This window comes from Comamonas testosteroni, assembly GCF_030505195.1.
In the GTDB taxonomy this organism is placed as follows: Bacteria; Pseudomonadota; Gammaproteobacteria; order Burkholderiales; family Burkholderiaceae_C; genus Comamonas; species Comamonas testosteroni_G.
Window position 1 is genome coordinate 1 of the sequence record NZ_CP129673.1, and the last position, 18049, is coordinate 18049.

Below are 18049 nucleotides of genomic sequence, written 5' to 3' on the forward strand. Positions count from 1 at the left end.
GGGTCTACCGTACAATTGAGAGGGTGCTAAACGAGCAATTTTTTCTGCATGGCTGAGGGAGTCATCCCTCTAAAAGGGTCGCTGCTGAAAAGCTATCGAGACAAAATTCGGACTGGGTGCGGTTTTTTCCTGTTTACGCCAAAAATTTCCCAAAACAAGGGAGCTATCAGCACAAATTAAGGCTTGCAACGTACCAACTGAGGGGTGTTGAAGTACCAATACCCGGCATTCTTCGTACCAATCAAAGGGTGTCATTGCTCTATAAGTTGTTGATAACAAACAACTTAATTAAGTCCTTATAGTATCTATGCCTCTAGGTATCTATGTTTTTACGGTGCGCGCGATGAGCAAGTGCACACCTATTGCAATCCTGCAAAAAAATGAATAAATTCCGGGGTGATAATCCGTTGGCAATCAATAAATTTTTCTCAAATCGGCTCCAGGATCAGGAAAATTCCTTGTCTTGGTTAGGGCAACAAAAAGGGCGAAGCCATGGCCAAAGACGTTGAAGCAGAAGAATTCAATCTGCCGATGACCGATGCTGACCGGCAAATTGGCCTGTCTGGCTTCCCTGACCCCGAACCTGATTCGAAAAAGCGATTTCGCCGCGTCAACGTCAGAGCAGCAAAAGCTCGGCCTGAGTCCATCAGGAAGAACTATCCGCTCATCCATTCGTTGACTGCAACATTGCAGACAAATCATCAGCAGAAGCTGATGAACATGATCATCAAGTGCGTCCAGACGCAAGAGCGCGATGCTGATGGTTTTTGGTCGATGCCATTTTCGGATTTGAAGGTTGCACTCAACCTCAACACCAACAATCGCACCCACATCTCTGCAGTCGCAAATTCGATGCAGGAGATCAAGATGCACTTCGACATGGCGTCGAAGGATCTGAAGAATCCCAAGCTGGTGTGGATTGTGTTCGTGCCGACCATCCTGTACGAATCTGGCGAAGTGCGCTTCAAGATCAACAGCGATGTTGAGCATCTTTTTTCTAAAGACCATCGATACGCGTTGCTCGAAGAGCGCGAGATGGCCGCTCTCAAGCTTCAGTGCTCGGTACGGCTGTACGAACTCGTCTGCCAGGATGCTGGTATCCAGCACTCCGCACTGATGCCATGGGAAATGCTGCGTGGCCTGATCATGGCCAAGGACATTCCGAAGAAGGCCGAGACATGGAGCGGCTTCAGCGAGCGATATTTGATTCCATCGATCCATGAGGTTTCGATGCAGACCCGGTTCAACGTTGAGCTGGATGTCATCAAGCGGGGCAAATTCGTTCATCAGGTCCGTCTGCTGATCAAGCTGAAAAACAACCGGCAAGAAGTTCTCTCTGGCATCAGCGAAACACCTGCGCATGCTCAGATGCGTGGCTTCCTTGAAGGCTGGCCTCTCCCTAACGGTGACATCCTCAGCCTTTTCGGTAAGTACTCCATCGAGGACATACAAAACGCATACGCCCACACGCTGTACCGCTCGAAGTTTGAAAAGTACCAGCTCAAGCACCCACACAAGTATTTCTTGCGTAGCTTGGAGCACAAGTATTTCAAGGACTACCCCGATTGCGCGAAGGTGATGGGGCTTATCTTCGTCTCGGCTGTTCGCAACGAAGTTGATGACGTAGTGCCTGATGCCCGCAGGTCTAATGTCGAAGACACAGTGACGATTGAAGATATCGATAGGCGAGTCATGCTGCGTCGGCAAACCGAGCTACAAGGGATGGTTGATGGCATGCCTGCAGAGCAGCGCCATGCTCTGTTCTCCAAGTACAACGACACGCTGAAGGATGATCGATTCAAGCTCAACATCGGACGGCGCAACCGTGCCGGAAGCATGTCGATGTTCAGGCACTGGTACGGCGAAACGGTCTATGGTGCCATTTCTGCCGAAGAGCGTGAGTTGGCAAAGCAAGCGATCCTAGCTGAGGCCGTGGCGACTACCTACTGAGTTTGGTCTTGCATTTTTAACGATGCCGGTACTCTGGTTGTCAGTCACAACAGGAGTCCAGCATGTTTCAGACCGCCGATCTATTTGGGTTTGTCGCACCAGCAATTCAGCCAGGTGCGAAGGCAAGTGCCAAGGCCAAGCCCTTCATCATCGACATCAATGCCAAAGCACCGATTCCTGCTGCTGTCCGTGCACAGCTGAAAAGGGATGCACAAAACGTGCGCGCCTGCGCTGAGCGCAAAGGCCTGAGCATGGACCACTGGGAAGAAATGGATGAGGTAGACCATGCGAAAAATCACTTTGAGCTGGGATGCTGGCTGTACTTCTATCAACGGTCTTTCTATGACCTGAGCAAAGACAATATCAATGAGCGCGTGCAGTGCATGCTGCGCCTGTTCTTGAATGGATTCACTAACCCCGGCTATAGCTTCTACACGGTCTTCGATTTCGGTGAGCGCCAATTCGATTCGATCATGGAGATGGGAGACAGCGAGCGTGTGAAGGCAGAGATGCAAAAGGCTTTGCCCCTGGACAAGACAGGCAAAATTGCAGCTGCGTTCAGCTACCATGGCTGGTCCACAAATTGAAAAAGGTGAGGGGATGAAGCAGGCGATTTTCACCATTTTTGAAGATGCTCCGGGCTACTGGTTCGTGCCATACGAACAAGAAGCTGCAGCGAAGGCAAACCCCGAAAAGTTTCGGCAGGATGTCTACCAAACCAAGATCGCAGCCTGCCGCGCTACTCTTGCTTTGGCCAAGGAAGTTGGTGCAACTGAGCTTCATCTGCACGGGTTTGGTTCAACCACAACAATCAAGAAAGAAGCCGCTGCACAGGGCATCAAGCCCATGGTCTACTGGCCAGCAGCTTCTACGAAAATTGCTCCGTTTGCACGAGGAAAGTAAGGCGACTTTTTCGCATGCGAAAAACTTCGACAGTGGAGAATGTTTCGCGTCGGTTGATCGACGACTTATTCCCAGAAACCTTACCTAAGCGCACGAAGCCTCGCGTGTTGATGCATGTCAGCGATGCTGGCCAAGTGGATTCCGGCAAGCCGGAGGACATAGGCAAGCCGCTGTGCAAAATGACCTGCAGACGCTGCGGCGCTGAGAGCGATTACATGATCTTCGGGACCATCACAGCTGCGAAACGCGGCATCCCATGCAAAGCCTGCAATACGCTAGGAAGTACGTCATGAAGGAACTGACAGCTCAAGCTGTTTTCGATGAGGCTTTCAAGCCTGGGCGCGCTCCACGCAGCGAGCCATACATGCAAGGTGTACTGGCATCGCTGCGTGTTCGTATTGACAGGTTGCCGAAGGTGCCATGCCCGTATGTGGTCGGCACTGCTGATTCAGATGCCTTCTTCGCAGGAGTCGAGGAAGGGCGTGATCTATCACCTGAAGACGGTCAACCTGGACTGCTCGATGTGTATGCTTTTCTGGATGAAATAGAGCAGGGAGAAAACAGCTCTGTTCATGGAGTGAACCCAGAGAGCATCCAGCGATAGCTGAGTGAAGCTGATGGCCTCCTCGATCTGCTTTTGTCTTGCGCTACCCGCTTCTGCATTGGCGAATAGGTAGCGCTTGCATTTTTCAGGGCTATGAAAGACTGATTGCATCGTTTCAAGGATTTCCCCATGAGCATGCACACAGTCACAACTCGCAAACTCAGTGAGCGCGATGGATCGCCTCGTCTTTGGCTTGAGGGCAAGCGACTTCTCAACTCGGGCTTTGAGCCTGGACATCAGTTTGTTGTTGAACCCTACGGCCTCGGTGTCGTGCTTAAACTTCAAGAGCAGGGCACGAACAAAGTCGCTCGCCGTGAGCGTAAGAAGGACGGGCGCATTGATTCCATCATCGATGTCCGAGACTCCACCGCCCTGGCTCCGCTGATGGGGTGCAAGGCCATCCGCGTGGTCTTCGGTGAACGTCAAGTCTTTGTCTCTCCTATGGCCTCGGAGCTGCGTTTGATTCGCCGCGTCAAGCGTTTGATGGAGCGCTTGAAGGCGGGCAAGAGTCTCGCCACTGCGGGGGTAGCCAGCGGCGGTGGAGTGCTGGACCACGCGTTACATGCGGGCCTGCGCAAGGCCGGTATCAAGGCGCATCTGCACGCCTTCAATGAGATCCGCGAAGACCTCACAGAACAAGCGTTGGAATACAACGAATTACTCAATGACTCCACCATCGTATTGAACCTTCCTTTGCAGGAGCTGGCTTTCGATGAAATGGTGATGGACCGCATCGGTGAGGTTGACGTTGTTTGCATGGGCCTTCCGTGTTCTGGTGCCTCCAAAGCGGGCCGAGCAAAGCGACGTACAGACATGCCCGAAGCTCACCCGGATGTGGGGCATCTGGTCGCCGGAGCAATTGCCCTCCTGGCCAAGCTGAACGCATCTGTGTGCATCTTTGAGAATGTGATCCCCTGGGGCAATTCAGCCAGTGCATGCATTCTTCGTCAACAACTGCGCGATATGGCCTATGAGACGCATGAGCGCGTTCTTAGCGGCCCGGAATTCGGTGATTTGGAAGCCCGTGAGCGCTTCTATATGGTGGCTGTATCGCGTGGGATAGACTTTAATTTCGAGGCCATGGCCAGCAAGCCAGCGTGCTCGTCGCGCACTCTGGCAGATGTATTGGAGCCAGAGGAAGTCGTGAAGGACCGTTGGTCAACGATGGACGGACTCAAAGCAAAGCAAGAGCGCGACAAAGAGGCGGGGAAGAATTTCATGATGCGCGTCTTCAAGGCCGAAGACACGTTCATTGGTGCGTTGACTAAGGGCATCACAAAAAACCGCAGCACCGACCCGAAAATTCAGCACCCGACGAACCCTGAGTTGCTGCGCGTGCCTACAGCCATCGAGCATGCAGCGTGCAAAGGAATTCCTAAGCATTTGATTGAAGGCCTGCCCCAGACCAAGGCCAATGAGTTGCTGGGACAAAGCGTCACTTACGGTGCGGCTTCATCGCTCGGTGAGCATGCTGGGCGTGAGATCTTGCGTTGGGCTAATTCGTTTGGTCACTGCGTCAAGACCGCACTGCAGCAGCTGCGCAAGACTGTGCCCGTGGGGCAAAGTGAATTGTTCAGCGCTGCAGCGTGAGTGCGTTGCACCCATCAAAGATGCGGGTGGTACTGTCTGGCCATCTGGCGTGCCTGTGCGAAGCCTCGACACACAGATTCACAAACTGGTTTCTGAGCGCGAAGAAACATGAGGGCAGGGCCAATGCTGGGAACTTCAATTCCGTCGCGGGTGGAATTGAGATGGCCGAGATGGCTGGGCAGGTAGTCTTGCCATCCCACAAATTCTGGATACGGGATCAGGTGATGGCTTCCGCTGTCTCTCGATTGCACGCGCAGCCAGCTGCTCCCGTCCGCCATTTGTATGAAAAGGACAGAGCGAAGTGGATCAACCCATGGCCAGGGCGGCAGTGCATTGCGCAGAGCCTCCCCAACGACCAGCTTTGGTGCCATGGCAGCTGGGGTAGGCCTGGACGGTGGAGAGTTGGTAGGGCGAGCTTTTGCAGCAAGTGCTTGGGACATGGCCAGTGCCTGCAGAGCCTCACTGGCCAGCTGGGCTTCGTATTCATTTTTCAAGCGTGCAAGAAGCTCGTGGGTATTGCTGATCAGGATCTGGCGCTCTTCCTCAGTCAGCTCTCGGCCATTGCCAGACGATACGGAATAGGCAGGCTGGCTCAAGTCGATACCTGCAGCATAGCCATCCTTGGTAATGCATGTAGATCCAATGAGCTTGATGTCACCAGCATCGTCCACCACGTAGATACGCTTGTGGATCGGGTGATTGCAGTTGGGGAACATGCAGCGAACCCGGTTCTCTTGATTGACAGAGACGATGGCTAAAAGTCGGCGTTGATTCATGGTTCCCCCCATACACTGCTGGTGCCCAATCATCAGGCGCTGGCTGCTGGGATTGTCACAAAGAAACGGAGAGGAATGAAATGATCGAACGGGACAAGCTACCCGAGCAAGAGACGATGGTTGGTTTCATGGAGGAAAACGATGTGCAGGGTGTTTATTACGGCCTGCAACTTGCAGAGCGCGCATACGGCGGCGGTGTGCGCGCGGGTATCGATGCCCTGGTTCACAAGCCCAAGGAATTTGATGCGGCGGTCGCAACGTACTTGAGACAGCCCAATCGACAGGTTCAAATGCACACTGCCATTTTTGGCGGCGGCGGCCTGCTTTTCGGAGCGTTAGCTGCTAAAGATCTGATCAATGGAAGCGAAGATAACTTTCTGACCGTTCTCAAGGCTGCGATTGCTGTATTTGGGGTGCTTGCAGCACTGCATGAGAGGATGAAGAGGGCCGTCATGGGCAAGATGATTGATTCGATCAGTGCAGCCCTAGACTCCACACCCGCAAGTTTGAATCGTGAAAGATATTCGGCGTTCTTGCATGAAAATCCCCAGCTCAAGGCTTTTGCTGAAAGGCTCAACCAGGCGAGCGAACTTCCAACGTTGCGTGATCTGGTTGCGCTGAAGTTTCATGAGATTGACCTGTTAGGAGCAGTGAGCAGCTGAGCATGTCCAAGCAGTACGAAAAGCACAAATTGAGCCGCTGGGTTCGGGAGGACGAAATCGGTCGCGTCACTGCTTGGCTGCGTGCATTTCGCGCGGCGCTTGAACAGTTGGGTCTTCCAGGCGCGACAATTCGCTACGGTGACAAACGCACGCTTCAGGAGTGGATTCGGCAGGACGGCTCCCTCGTACTGGAGCGGGCCGACAACATCGTTCCACTGGCAACAAAGACCCCGAACTTGGTTCCGCAGGTAGTAGTGCATTTGCAAGTTCTCTTGCCTTCAGACGCACAGAGTTTTGGCATTTCTCAGGTTGTGCTTGATAAGCTGGTGTCCACGTTCAATGCGTTCATCGACCACAAGCCTAAGGCTCGTACACCGGTCCAGGCCCAGGCTCCAGCCGTGACGATTGTGGAGTTTTTGGCCCACTTCCACGCAGTGATGCAAGAGCTACCGAGTGAAAGTACGGATTGGGGGTTGTTCAGTATTCATGCCAGGGAGACGGTTGCTCGAATTGGAAAAGTGAAGGTGAGTGTCGAGCAATTGCAGTTCGCAGAAAGCCTCTTCGAGCATCTGATCAACCGTCAGAAGAAGTTGGTCATTTCTTACCAGCGCTTCTTGCATTCAGGTCAAGTTCGTATCACCCAGAGAAACGGGGTGTTCGTCTGGAGTGATGTACACATAGCCTGCAGTCTCTATGCAAGGGCTGTGGGCATGAGTGGCTTCGTATGGTGAGGGACGTTGGGATGGGTTCAGATTTCAAGCAGCTGCTGGCCAGCATAGACAAGGACCATTTGGCCAAGATCATCGACCGACAGAATGCTCAGAGTTGTGGCCTGACTCTGGATGAGTACGAAGCTTCTATGGCATACAACAAGTCGCTGCAGGAGGAGGGCGCGTTGTACCTCGGAAAGCCGGTAAATGAGTGGCCTGCACTTGTTTTCAACTGGGACTATTCCCAAGCTGGCCAGCACTTCGCAATGGATGGAGTGCCCGAGCATGCGATGCTTGAGATGTACCCAAATGGCCTGCGCTTGGGTCACATGCCGCTGCGCGAGTTCGATCAAAATCTGGCCCGCTACTGCCGCCGCGACACGGAAAAAGAGCTGTGGTCACACGGGTCTGATTGGCGACTGGCCCAGGTGATAGCTCATCTGCGCCGTGGGATGCCAATGACCCCGCCGCTTGTGATTCGCGTTAAAGATGAAGCTTTTTTCAGCGGTGGCAATCATCGCTACGCCGCAGCAAAGGCCGTGGGCTTAGCCGTCATTCCGTTCTATGTGAACGAAGACGATGTGACCGAGATTGAAGAGATTCTGGATGTGACCTGGGGGCAACCGCGTTGAGTATGGGCGCTGGCCTTAATTGCCCATCATGCAGATACGCAATGACCGGCCTGCTTTTACTGCACCACCAGCAACAATCGCCTCGAAGCGGGTATCTATCTAGGACGGTTCTGGGATTCTCTGGTTGCCGCCTCTTTCCACGGCCATTGCCTTACTGGAGCTTGCTTTGGACCAGTTTTGGTAAGGTGAATAGACTCACTTTGGGTACGCCGAGAGCTGCTTCCAGGATGCTATCGCACAGGATGATGCGTTGAGCTTGAGGATCATGAAGCGCATTCGCCTCGATGTAGGCGTAGACCCTGCGCACCGCCTCAGCATGACTGATTCGTTCGTGACCAATTATGAGAGCGATGGATTGGGACGGTGAAAGCAGTTTTTCTGGCTTTTCTGGTTCTGCTGGAGAGGGCAGCTCATCGTCATCAGCATCCAGGGAACTATCAAGGCTCTCGCATGGCGGATTCCCGCAGCGCTCACACTTTTCCCAGGATTCGCTCGTCGGACTGACGCGAACCCGCCAGTCCATATGACTTTCAAAGCACCCACGGCAGAGGACTGTAGACCAGTGCCATGGGCCATCCAGTGCGCCATCGTCATCGTAGAAATCACAGACTAGGTTGCTCATTTCTTGGCCTTCCTTTTGCGTGGTTCGTATTTGGAGCGTGAACTTGCCCAAAACGGGTCGCGCAGCATTGAAGAGTACAGCTTCGACGCTTCTAAGGTTCGGATTCCTTCACAGACTTTCACAGGAAATCATGAGCTGCATTCCAAATCGAACCTCGCCCAACACTGAAAAGAGGATTGGCGCGAACGGCGGCAAGTACCAGGCACGCTTCAAAAATGCTGATGGTTCTTGGACTCCATGGTGGAACCTTGGCGGGGGATTGAATGCGTCGGATGTCGAGGTGAAGCTGGTGGAAGCTGCTGAGCAGCCGGTGGGGCCAATGTGGAATGCGTTGCTTAACTATGTTCTGGAGAATCAGAGCGAAGATCCCATGGCGCTGCTTCGTTTGTGGCGCGAAGGTTCGTTCGACGTTATTCGCAAAGAGTGGCCGGATGCGCCGAAAGAAATCTACCCAACGGCATAAATTCGTTGGGAGTAGCCGGTCAGGTGTGTGGTCCTGGCTCTTCCGCCGGGAACTCACACCTTTTTGTCAAAAGAACTCTCTAGCTCTCCAAGCTGTCACGAGAGTATTCCGGTTGAACTGACCGTCTGTGCCGGTTGAGGCTGACAAGGCTGCTGGTCGATTCGCTCTTTCCTTTGCTCGCTACGAATGGTCTACACTGCCTCTCTATTTGGAAGAGATTGCATGGCAGATCCTTTTGTTCCGGGTAACTACGTTCATCATGAATGGAATGTGGGACCTTCACGTTTAACAACTACGTCGCCACCATATGTGTTCTATCACTACACAAGAGTTGATCCGAGCACATTCGAATGCAATAAAAATGGAATGCAGACTGTACGACCTAACCCTCTAGGCAGTAGCTGTTCAACTCATTGGTGCTCTGTCAAGATTGGCAGTTACGACACCGAGTCTCTTGTAGATGCTATCGGCTTTGCTCCTGACGCTCCGATTTGGCGCATTGAGCTGCATCTGCTTCAGCAAGAGTTCGTTTATGTTCGACAGGGCTTTCGGCAAAAGCGCAGCGGTGTGATCGATTATGAAATTAAGATGGAAGTGCCACTAACGCGCTGCACCATTGTTGCTATCTAGGACGGCAATGGGTCGATTGCTGCCGGTGGTCTGTGTAAGCAGGCCGATCATCTTGCATCGGAACGATGGTCAATTAGCACCAGCTCCTGCAGTCACGCCCTGGCAATTGGCGCATCCTGGAGATTCGTCGTGTAGTGCGGGGTTCTAAGCTCTTGCCTGCTGTAACTTTTCACGGTGGTGCTCGCTGTGCGCAGGCAATGTCGGCCATAGCGCTCATTGACGGCATCGACGGCCAGCATCAGGGCATGTTCTTTAGACGACAGCGGCCCCTCGTTTGTTACGTCCGCACAATCATCAAACAGCAATTGGCCTTGGGCCATGGCCTCTTCGCGCGAGCTGATGTCCATCAGCATGACGCCTACCTTCACGATGTCATAGCCCGCTTCAAAGATGCTCCGCATTCCAGCTGCTGCGGCAGTACAAAGCTTGCGGGAGTCGTCTGTCGCTCTGGCTAGGGGTACGACGCGGGAGCGTGCGAATCTCGGGCCATCACGGAATGGGCTACTCATCGCAAATACGGAAACTGCCTTGCTCACGGAGCCTTGCTGGCGAAGCTTGCGCGCAGCATTGGATGCGAACAGACTGGCCAGCTGCTGCAACTCGTGGCAGGACTCCACCGGCTTGGCAAGGGAGCGTGAGCACATGATCTGTTGGCGCGTGCTAGAGCCTTCGACATCGATGCAAGCAATGCCATTCAGCTCGCGCACGGTGCGCTCCATATTGACTCCCCACCTTGCACGTACAGTGCCCGCATCCATGTTGGCCAGATCCAATGCCGTGAGAATGCCGCCGTCGATCAGCTGCGCAGAGTAGCGTCGGCCTATACCCCACACCTCGTTGACGGGCGTATTCGCCATGCAGTCCCGCAGTAGGGAGGGCGCACACTGGCCAAGGTTGCATACATGGGCCAGTTCTGCGGGGTAGGTGCCTGGTCTACGAAAAGCTTGCTTGGAAATATGGCTGGCCAGCTTCGCAAGCGTGAGCGTTTTTCCAATGCCCCCACCCATAGGCAAGCCTAGCCATTGGCCAACACGCTCTCGCATGCGCCAGACCCGCTCTGTATGGTCGCCGCGCATGTCACCCAGGTAGCTGAAGGACTCATCGACGGAGTAGGGCTTTGTGTGCTCAGCAAGGCCTGCAAGCAGGCTGTGCATGCGTGTTGAATAGTCGGAATACAGCGTGAAGTTCGCGGACAGCCCCATTAAGCCTTTCAGCTCGCGCAGATCCTTGAGCTTGAACCACGGCTCTCCCATCTTGACCCCCAGGGCACGCGCCAGCTCGGATCGGGCCACAACAGCTCCATCGTTTGCTGAAAGGATCACATAGGGGTGTGAGCGCAGCGCAGGCCGCATGTCCCCCTCTACGGATGCGTAAAAGTTGTGAGCGTCTAAAAGGGCGAACATAGGGCACCTATGAGGGCCGGATATTGAAACCGGGAAGCGCGTGCAAGCCAGTGCGTGCAACGCCGAAGATCTCCAGCGTCTGTCCTTCGCGGGGAACCATCTTTGGGTAGGTGGGGTTCGCGGCTTCGAGGTAGAAGCAGCCGCGCTTTCGGAGGTATTTGATTGTGAAATCCTGGTCCCAGACTGCGACAACGATATGACCCGGTTCCGGGCGTATAGCGCGGTCTACAAGTACATAGTCCTGATCATGCAATCCGGCCAGCACCATCGAGTCACCGGAGACTCGGAAGTAAAACGTCGCCTGGGGATGAGGAATCAGTAGCTTGCTGATATCAATTGGAGACTGGGAAAAGTCCTCGGCAGGGCTAGGAAATCCAGCTCTGACAGCGCCTGAGACGCCGATCAACCAGCATGGTCTGGCGTCGATTGGCAGTGGCTGTAGGGGAAGAGGGTGGGGCTGCATGTCGGTTTTGCGGTGTACTGTATATATATACAGTTTAGCAAAATGCGTGACTCAGCAAAAAGGCCATGGTCACAAGCCAGCTTTGCTGGATGTGAGCATGGCCCGAGTTTTTCGTGCGGCTTGCGGTGGTTCTCAGTGCAGCGTGTAGTCGGTGCTTTGTTGCTCTTGCACCAGGGACCATGCTGCACGGTAGACCGCTTCCTGGGCAACACCGTTTTGGCGCATGGGTTCAGCGGTGGTGGCCACTGCCAGCAATTCGTCGTGCGAGAACTCGCGGCTGACCTGATCTTTCTTGCTGGAATACATAACGGAGATGGCCACGGCAGTCACGCGCTTCAGAGCCAGTGTGAGCTTGTTGTTCATCAGCTCCAGCTGCTGCAGTTGATCGGACTGGTTTTCAAAGACTTGATTCAAGGTCGTTGCGGATTGTTCGTTACGGACCAAGCTGCACAGATCGCTACTGTTGAGTTGACGCAAGGCCAGTTCGAGGGCGGTCAGTTCAGCGGTGGTTTGGTTTTGCATTGTTGAGTACCTGGAAAAGTGTCGTTCTTCGTGGCCCGTATCGGCCTCACATAAACACCATAGCCGGAGCCTCAGGAATGCAAGCTTCTGCCCAAACTGGCCCAATGCGAGTACTGAGCTGTACGGGGTGGCACAGGCATACTTGGCAAATCTAATTTGTTCCTCCTGGGAGCGAAAGGTGAGGTAGCTGGCCTCCACAAACAAACAGCTTCTTATTGGCCGCAAGGTCTTTTTCAAACCCGGATGGGCCTCTGTTGCCCTTGGGCCGGGGTCTGTCCATTTCATACGGAGTGGATATGTCAATACACGTACAACCTCAACCGCTGCAGGCCTGGGCCGTTTCCTTCACCAGTTTGGAAGGGGAGAGTGCCAAGGCTCCAACCAAGGCCAGCTACAAGGGGACCGTGCCACCTTCAAAGGATGGCGTCTATCTTGTCAATGGAAAGTTCTCGCGCTTTCTGAGCGGGTTGTGGCGAGTCCCGAGTTCTGATGTGGCCAAGGCCGCACAAGAGGTTCGGTTTGATGCTTTCTCAAGCCCTGAGTTTCGTTTTGCGCAGCGATATCGCTGGACAGAAATCGAAGAGTGCCTGCTTGCCTGATAAGGCATTCGGCTAGGACACAGGCAATCAATTGCCTTCACCGACTGAGTAGGGGCAACCATCCTTGATTGATCCCTATCCAACCCTTTGAGTCCGCTTAGCGGTCTTTTTCAACCCCATGGGGCGATTCAGCCCCTGTGGGGGAGATCGCCCTGATTTGATTCAGGAGATCAAAATGAAAACGCTAGACCTTTTCCATGAGGCAGCAAGTGATGTCGGGTCCACCACGGCGCTTGTTAGCGTGAGGCTGGAGTCAGCTGAGGATCGCGCTCGTCGTATCGTCTCGGACATTATGAAAGCTCGGCACATCTGTGTCGGTGCGTTCTCTGCAGGTAAAGACAGCTCGGTCCTGGCCAGCGTCATTTTGCTGACGGGTGCCGAGCTGAAAACGCAGGGCTATGAGGTGCCACCCATCGTCATAGTTCACAGTCAGACTGGCATTGAAAACCCAGTGGTTGCAAGGTTGGCGCTGGCAGAGCTTAAAAAGATGGAGCTGTTTGCACAGCGTCATCAGCTCGATCTTCGGGTGTTGCTTGGCTATCCAGATCTGAACGACTCTTTCCCTGTCCGAGTGATTGGCGGGCGGGCGCTACCTGCATTCGCCTCAAGTCGCCCGGATTGCTCAACTGATCTGAAGGTCAAGGTGAACACTAAGCTGCTCAACCAGCTGATGCGCTCAGCACCGAATCTCGGTGATTGGAAAGCACCTGTGGTCATGACTGGTGTGCGCCAGAACGAATCTGCAGCGCGCGATAAGCGTATTGAAGAGCGTCAGGAGTCTGCCGAAGGGATGTGGGTGAATGATCAAGGTCATCTTCGCGCGTCACCAATATTGCTTCACACCGTCGATGACGTTTGGGAGCATCTGGGGATGTGTGCAGCTGGTGTGTATGACAGCTATAGCGATTTCTCCGACACCATGGAGCTTTACAAGGCTGCAGGAGGTTCGTCGTGTGTGATCGTTGCCGACATGAAAATGTCGGGAAGTAGCAAACCGTGCGGAGCGCGCACAGGATGCTGGGCATGCACTCGCATCGGACCGCATGACAGATCAGCAGAGCAGATGATTGATTCTGACTTGGTGCGCTACGGTTTCATGAAACCCTTGAACCGGCTACGCAACTGGATTGCCAACACTCAGTATGACTGGAGCATGCGGCAGTTTGTGGGCCGCTCGATTGCCAGTGATGGCTACATCGAGATCGGCGCAGACACATACTCGCCAGACACCCTGAAAAAGCTCTTGGTCTACACCCTGACTGCCGAAAGAAAGTCCGGTGTGCAGATCATCAGCATTCAACAGCTTTTTGCCATAGATGCTCGTTGGTCTTTGTACGCAATCGCCCCTCCTTTCAGCGCTTTGAAGATCTATCTGGATCTTCAGAACAATGATGGATGGGAGGAAGCGCCGGTAGTACCAGTCTTCCCCAAAACGGACGTACCCAAAGTGGGCCGCATTCATGTGGGCGATGATTGGTACAAGGTCACAGGCATCAAAAGCGCAGTCGGTCTGCGTGATGTGGGCCTGGAGATGTATGCAGACTCGTGCAACGTGGGCCTCAAATCCCTTTCCAACGGTGCATTGGTGTGTGACTACGAAGAGGCGGATGCTTTCTCGGTAGACGCTGTGGGAGCAGCAGACTTTTTGGAGTTCCTGGCCGAAGACTACATTGCGAGCTATTGCGATCCGTCTTGCAGCGACTGGACTTATGGCTTCAAGACCTATTTGCGCATGGGCACAATTTCTCTCGCCACTGGCCAAAGCCGGATGACCGATGAGATCTTGCGTCGCTCGCAATGGCGACAGGAGCATGAACTGCATGGCCAGCGCGCCTGGTTGGACCTGGAGCACAGATGCGACCAGCTCCATACAGCGCAAATTGCCTTGCTGTGACAGCAAAAAGCCCAGCTCGATCCTTACAGGGATTGGCTGGGCTTTTTTTATTCTGGCAATGAGCTACGGTGCTTTGTCGTGACGAAACACCGCCCAGATTGGGCCAATGCGCAGAGGCCGAAGACCATGCGGTAGGGGCATACTGGGCAGATTGATTTTGTTCCTTTCGGAACGAAAACGTGAGGTAGCTGGCCTCCGCAAACAAACAGCTTTTTGGCAGGCCTCGCGGCCTTTTCTAACCCAGATGGGCGACAGCTGCCCTGAAGGGTGCTGCGCGCATCTTCAACCCGCGAAAGAAGATGATCGCCAGTGAGCATTCTTTTCACAAACCACCCGATGAGGGATGGACCCATCAAGCTGTGGAAGCCGTAGCCAAGCCCACCGAGGCCTGGGACGCGTTCCTCGTTTCTCAATGAATAGGCTCCTCAGGAGTCTGACCCAGTAGCGACTGCAAATGTGTAGTCGCTGAATCTGTTCTTTCCCAACTTTCTTCAACCCTATGGGGCGCTGTCTTGCCCTATGGGGCGCGGTGCCCTTTCACTTCCCCACGAAAGGAATCCCATGTCCAAGCACTTCATCAAACAAACGAGCGTCAATGGTGTTGAACTGGTTCTTGAATGCGGTTACGACCGCCCAACGGAATCGTTCTTTGCCAACATCAGCTCTGAGGGTGATGTCTACTACACCTCACTAGCAGAAACTGGGCCGAAAGACTCGGGCTGGTTGCTCACTGTGACTGCGAAGCATGGTCTGGTTCTCCCTCAGAAAATGATGGAGTCCCTGGCCATGGAAGCGATGTTCGGCGGCAGTAATGCTGTCACCGAACATGATGCTTACACACAGACGGAATCCGACAAGCACTTGCTGCTGCTGGGTTTTCGTCAACAGATGCCTTCGATGTTGCCTGTCGATAACCCCGTGTGGGTTTGGTACACCGACAACGACGAAGGATTGGGCCAATATGCTTTGCTGCAAAGCAAGGGCTATCAAGCCTATGTGCCTAGTTTGCTGTGCGATGTCTTGCCCCAAGGGCTTGACTGGCCGGTACCCGATGAACAGGACTTGCTCAAGCACCTTGAAGTGATGCAAGTGCGTCTTTTGAAGGGCGCATATCAGGAGCATCCAGGCGAAAGCGTGAACGCGGTACTGCACCGCATTCTCGGGTTCGTGCCCGCAATACTGACCCTCGAATCCAAGTTGCACGTTCTCTTCTCCGAAGAAGAGTTTGAGAACGAAAGGCAGGGGTTTTGGGAAGGCGATTGCTGGGGGGCTTTCACCACTGCGAAGGTCTACGAGCAGTGCGATGAGCCTGCTAAGGATGGCGAGCACTTCATCTCTGTAAGCAAGGCCTATGACCTGCTGCGCGGTGAGCTGGTCAAGATCCAGACTTCTGGTGTCAAAAGCATCAGCGATGACGATCTCTGCGCCTCATGCGGCCACTGCAACTATTGCCCAGGCGATATGAGCAGTTGCAGCAAGGGCTGGCCTGGATATCAGGATAAGGATGGCTATGTGAAGGTGTGCTTTGCATCTGATGTAGCAGTCTGAAACGAAAGCTTTTTGTTTAACCCGGAAGGGCGTTGTCGCCCTCTGGGCCGCGCCTTTCCAATTTAGGAGATTGGAAATGAACGCATTTAGCAACGAACCCCAAACCATCACTGTGATTGCAAAGCTCATCGTGACAACACCAGCAGGCGCGGCTTTTGAAAATCGCTTCAAGAACCAGGCTGATACGGTGGAATGGATGAAGGCATGTTTGAACTGCAATGCCAACCACGCAAAGGTTGATATTGAGCCACTGTGCGCAAGTGACGACCCCGCTTTTCAAGCGCAGATTTCTGCACTGAAGGAAGTGACCGACACATTGAACACTGGACTGGGATCTGAGGACCAGGAAGAAGACCCCACGCCGGAACAGCTTGCCGCCCTCTCACGCTTTGCGAAGCGTGCTGGCGCTGACTGGAAAGGCCGACTGTCAGCCGCTTGGACTTCGGGAAAGGATGCGACGATGCCCGATGGGCATCTGTTGCGTCAACTTCGCAATCGTCTTGGCCCTGAATGGCTTATGAGCTTTACGCTGCCATAAGGCGGCGGGGTTCATAGGTCAGGAAAGCGAAGATATGTTTAAACCCGGATGGGCCTTGCCCTTCCGGGGCATGCTCATCCTCAAATGGAATCTGGCATGTCTGATATGTCTGTTCAAACGTCAACTGCGGCTGCTCAGTCCCTAGAAATGGTCGTTCAGCGGATTGACGAAATCTCGGCACTGGGCGAAGGGCGAAAGCGTGAGGCTAGCGATAGGTTTGTAGCTCTGCATGGTGGCGCTACCGTCGATTTCCTCACTCAAGAGGAATTGGCTGAGATGCACACCTTGAAAATGAAGCTGCCGACTTTTACCCAACTGCGTCAAGAAGCGAATGAACGCCTGAAAGCCCGCATTGCATCCCGCAAGCGCGGCCCCAAGGCCAACTCTGTTGTTTGACGATATTTAGAAACCCAGACGGGCACATGCAGCCCAAGGGCCTGTGTCTGTCTCTACCAATAGGAGATAGAAATGAACCAAAAAGTCTTCACCGTGGACGAATACCATGACTTGCTTGGACAGACTGAGCGACCAATTTTTGATGTGACTGTGTCAGGATTTATCGTGCCAGCTCATCCTGAGCTTGGTGCATTCCAACGTAGCTACAAAGATGCGGTCTGTGCTCTGGCCAAGTGCCGTGGCATCAGTCTTTCAGACATACAGACCAGTAGCACTATCAAGGTTGTTGTTGCATGCAGAAATGCAAGTGGCAGTAGCGATATGCCCGTCTTTGATGTTGCTGCAACCCAAGATCAAATTGACCTTGGCGAGCATTACGATCTGGCTGAAAAGATGGCCTCCGAGGCGGGGTATGAAGCACCGTTTGTGTGCTTTGATCCCCAGGAGGTTCCGGCATTGAAACGTGCTCTTGAGGCGTATGGAAACCACGCTGAAAAAGCTCATGATGACGTAACCTCAGGTATGTAATTGCGACTCCTAACAAGCCCAGCTCAATCGTCGGATTGACTGGGCTTTTTTCATTGGTGCTCTGGGCTGCACATTCCTTGGGTGTCACGCGACCACGGAAAGATGGGCAACACGTAGTTGCTCAAGTGACCGCTCAGGTGGTTAGCACGAAATCCCACTTCAAGCCTTGCTTCAGAGCTTCTTCCCCCGCCCGAGCGAACTGCTTACGCAACCGTTGCTTTTCTCGTCCAGACATTGGACGTGAATCATGAATTGCAGCAGCCAAGTCGGAGTACGAAAGATGGGCCACGCCGTCTGCAGATTTGGCAGCAGCAGATTTGACCATCTGCATCAGCGCGACCGTGGGGAGAGAGGGAAGATCCTCGTCCTCGGTTTCCGTCGCAAGCAGCAACTTCGGATCTAGGAGCTGATTCGCAACGCTTGGTTCGTCATGTGTTGTAGAAGGTCGCGCATCCTTCAAGGTGCGTTGTGCATGAGCGTAGTTGGCGAAACCCGCGCGCATTGCAGCCTGGTCAAGCGCAGCGAAGTGCTTGATCCCGGCGTCTTTCTTGATAGCTTTTGCGAGGCGCTTGATGCTTTCAAGCGTATTGAGCGATGTGGTCTCAGTGGGCATGGA

General features: G+C 53.8%; 22 protein-coding genes. 16 read left to right on the plus strand and 6 right to left on the minus strand.

Going from position 1 to position 18049, the window contains the following annotated elements; all coding sequences use genetic code 11:
• Window positions 1-492 precede the first annotated feature (492 nt).
• From QYQ99_RS27395 to QYQ99_RS27415, 5 genes are all read left to right on the plus strand, one after another.
• Complete coding sequence (locus tag QYQ99_RS27395; RefSeq protein ID WP_034396707.1) at window positions 493-1950, plus strand: replication initiation protein; 1458 nt, start codon at window positions 493-495, stop codon at window positions 1948-1950.
• Between the two features lie 62 nt (window positions 1951-2012).
• Window positions 2013-2537 carry a hypothetical protein gene (locus QYQ99_RS27400; protein ID WP_052052891.1) on the plus strand — a complete coding sequence of 175 codons (525 nt, stop codon included), beginning with the start codon at window positions 2013-2015 and terminating at the stop codon, window positions 2535-2537.
• Entirely contained in the window at window positions 2518-2853 is a 336-nt protein-coding gene (locus QYQ99_RS27405) for a hypothetical protein (protein WP_131367706.1), read from the plus strand. The genes QYQ99_RS27400 and QYQ99_RS27405 overlap by 20 nt, the downstream gene beginning before the upstream one ends.
• A 289-nt stretch (window positions 2854-3142) precedes the next feature.
• A complete protein-coding gene (locus QYQ99_RS27410; RefSeq protein ID WP_157839540.1) occupies window positions 3143-3457 on the plus strand; it encodes a hypothetical protein in 315 nt (104 codons plus the stop codon).
• A gap of 129 nt (window positions 3458-3586) precedes the next feature.
• Window positions 3587-5047 (plus strand): DNA cytosine methyltransferase, encoded by a 1461-nt coding sequence (locus tag QYQ99_RS27415; RefSeq protein WP_157839541.1) that lies wholly within the window; start codon window positions 3587-3589, stop codon window positions 5045-5047.
• Between the two features lie 14 nt (window positions 5048-5061).
• On the opposite strand, the gene QYQ99_RS27420 is transcribed toward QYQ99_RS27415, so the two are convergent.
• On the minus strand, window positions 5062-5823 hold the full coding sequence (locus tag QYQ99_RS27420; protein WP_157839542.1) for a hypothetical protein: 762 nt from the start codon (window positions 5821-5823) through the stop codon (window positions 5062-5064).
• An 80-nt stretch (window positions 5824-5903) separates the two neighbouring features.
• On the opposite strand from QYQ99_RS27420, the gene QYQ99_RS27425 reads away from it, so the two are divergent.
• Genes QYQ99_RS27425 through QYQ99_RS27435 form a run of 3 tightly spaced genes read left to right on the plus strand, consistent with a single transcriptional unit; the run spans window position 5904 to window position 7827 of the window.
• Window positions 5904-6485 carry a hypothetical protein gene (locus tag QYQ99_RS27425; RefSeq protein WP_034367553.1) on the plus strand — a complete coding sequence of 194 codons (582 nt, stop codon included), beginning with the start codon at window positions 5904-5906 and terminating at the stop codon, window positions 6483-6485.
• A 2-nt stretch (window positions 6486-6487) separates the two neighbouring features.
• Entirely contained in the window at window positions 6488-7216 is a 729-nt protein-coding gene (locus QYQ99_RS27430) for a hypothetical protein (protein WP_034367557.1), read from the plus strand.
• A gap of 11 nt (window positions 7217-7227) precedes the next feature.
• Window positions 7228-7827, plus strand: coding sequence for a hypothetical protein (locus QYQ99_RS27435; protein ID WP_052084780.1), 600 nt, complete (start codon window positions 7228-7230; stop codon window positions 7825-7827).
• A gap of 151 nt (window positions 7828-7978) precedes the next feature.
• Here the strand turns inward: QYQ99_RS27435 and QYQ99_RS27440 are convergent, their stop codons facing one another.
• A complete protein-coding gene (locus QYQ99_RS27440) occupies window positions 7979-8449 on the minus strand; it encodes an SWIB/MDM2 domain-containing protein (protein ID WP_157839543.1) in 471 nt (156 codons plus the stop codon).
• A gap of 130 nt (window positions 8450-8579) precedes the next feature.
• On the opposite strand from QYQ99_RS27440, the gene QYQ99_RS27445 reads away from it, so the two are divergent.
• Entirely contained in the window at window positions 8580-8912 is a 333-nt protein-coding gene (locus QYQ99_RS27445; protein ID WP_034367562.1) for a hypothetical protein, read from the plus strand.
• Between the two features lie 222 nt (window positions 8913-9134).
• On the plus strand, window positions 9135-9542 hold the full coding sequence (locus QYQ99_RS27450; protein WP_157839544.1) for a hypothetical protein: 408 nt from the start codon (window positions 9135-9137) through the stop codon (window positions 9540-9542).
• A gap of 92 nt (window positions 9543-9634) precedes the next feature.
• Here QYQ99_RS27450 and QYQ99_RS27455 read toward each other — a convergent pair whose 3' ends face one another.
• The 3 genes from QYQ99_RS27455 to QYQ99_RS27465 all read right to left on the minus strand — a co-directional run bounded on the left by QYQ99_RS27455 (window position 9635) and on the right by QYQ99_RS27465 (window position 11930).
• On the minus strand, window positions 9635-10945 hold the full coding sequence (locus QYQ99_RS27455) for a Y-family DNA polymerase (RefSeq protein ID WP_034367564.1): 1311 nt from the start codon (window positions 10943-10945) through the stop codon (window positions 9635-9637).
• Between the two features lie 7 nt (window positions 10946-10952).
• Window positions 10953-11408, minus strand: a complete 456-nt coding sequence (locus QYQ99_RS27460) for a LexA family protein (protein ID WP_080750476.1) — start codon at window positions 11406-11408, stop codon at window positions 10953-10955.
• 132 nt (window positions 11409-11540) lie between these two features.
• Complete coding sequence (locus QYQ99_RS27465; RefSeq protein WP_034367569.1) at window positions 11541-11930, minus strand: hypothetical protein; 390 nt, start codon at window positions 11928-11930, stop codon at window positions 11541-11543.
• 296 nt (window positions 11931-12226) lie between these two features.
• On the opposite strand from QYQ99_RS27465, the gene QYQ99_RS27470 reads away from it, so the two are divergent.
• The 6 genes from QYQ99_RS27470 to QYQ99_RS27495 all read left to right on the plus strand — a co-directional run bounded on the left by QYQ99_RS27470 (window position 12227) and on the right by QYQ99_RS27495 (window position 17433).
• Window positions 12227-12529: a hypothetical protein gene (locus tag QYQ99_RS27470; RefSeq protein WP_034367572.1), complete on the plus strand. Its 303-nt coding sequence runs from the start codon at window positions 12227-12229 to the stop codon at window positions 12527-12529.
• Between the two features lie 175 nt (window positions 12530-12704).
• Window positions 12705-14423, plus strand: coding sequence for a hypothetical protein (locus QYQ99_RS27475; RefSeq protein WP_157839545.1), 1719 nt, complete (start codon window positions 12705-12707; stop codon window positions 14421-14423).
• 561 nt (window positions 14424-14984) lie between these two features.
• Window positions 14985-15971, plus strand: coding sequence for a hypothetical protein (locus tag QYQ99_RS27480; protein ID WP_034367578.1), 987 nt, complete (start codon window positions 14985-14987; stop codon window positions 15969-15971).
• A gap of 76 nt (window positions 15972-16047) precedes the next feature.
• Entirely contained in the window at window positions 16048-16509 is a 462-nt protein-coding gene (locus tag QYQ99_RS27485; protein ID WP_052084781.1) for a hypothetical protein, read from the plus strand.
• Between the two features lie 96 nt (window positions 16510-16605).
• Window positions 16606-16905, plus strand: coding sequence for a hypothetical protein (locus QYQ99_RS27490; RefSeq protein ID WP_157839546.1), 300 nt, complete (start codon window positions 16606-16608; stop codon window positions 16903-16905).
• Between the two features lie 72 nt (window positions 16906-16977).
• On the plus strand, window positions 16978-17433 hold the full coding sequence (locus tag QYQ99_RS27495; RefSeq protein ID WP_052084782.1) for a hypothetical protein: 456 nt from the start codon (window positions 16978-16980) through the stop codon (window positions 17431-17433).
• Between the two features lie 133 nt (window positions 17434-17566).
• On the opposite strand, the gene QYQ99_RS27500 is transcribed toward QYQ99_RS27495, so the two are convergent.
• The gene (locus QYQ99_RS27500) at window positions 17567-18046 is read right to left on the minus strand and encodes a hypothetical protein (protein WP_034367583.1); all 480 of its coding nucleotides are present in this window, start codon (window positions 18044-18046) and stop codon (window positions 17567-17569) included.
• Between the last annotated feature and the right edge of the window lie 3 nt (window positions 18047-18049).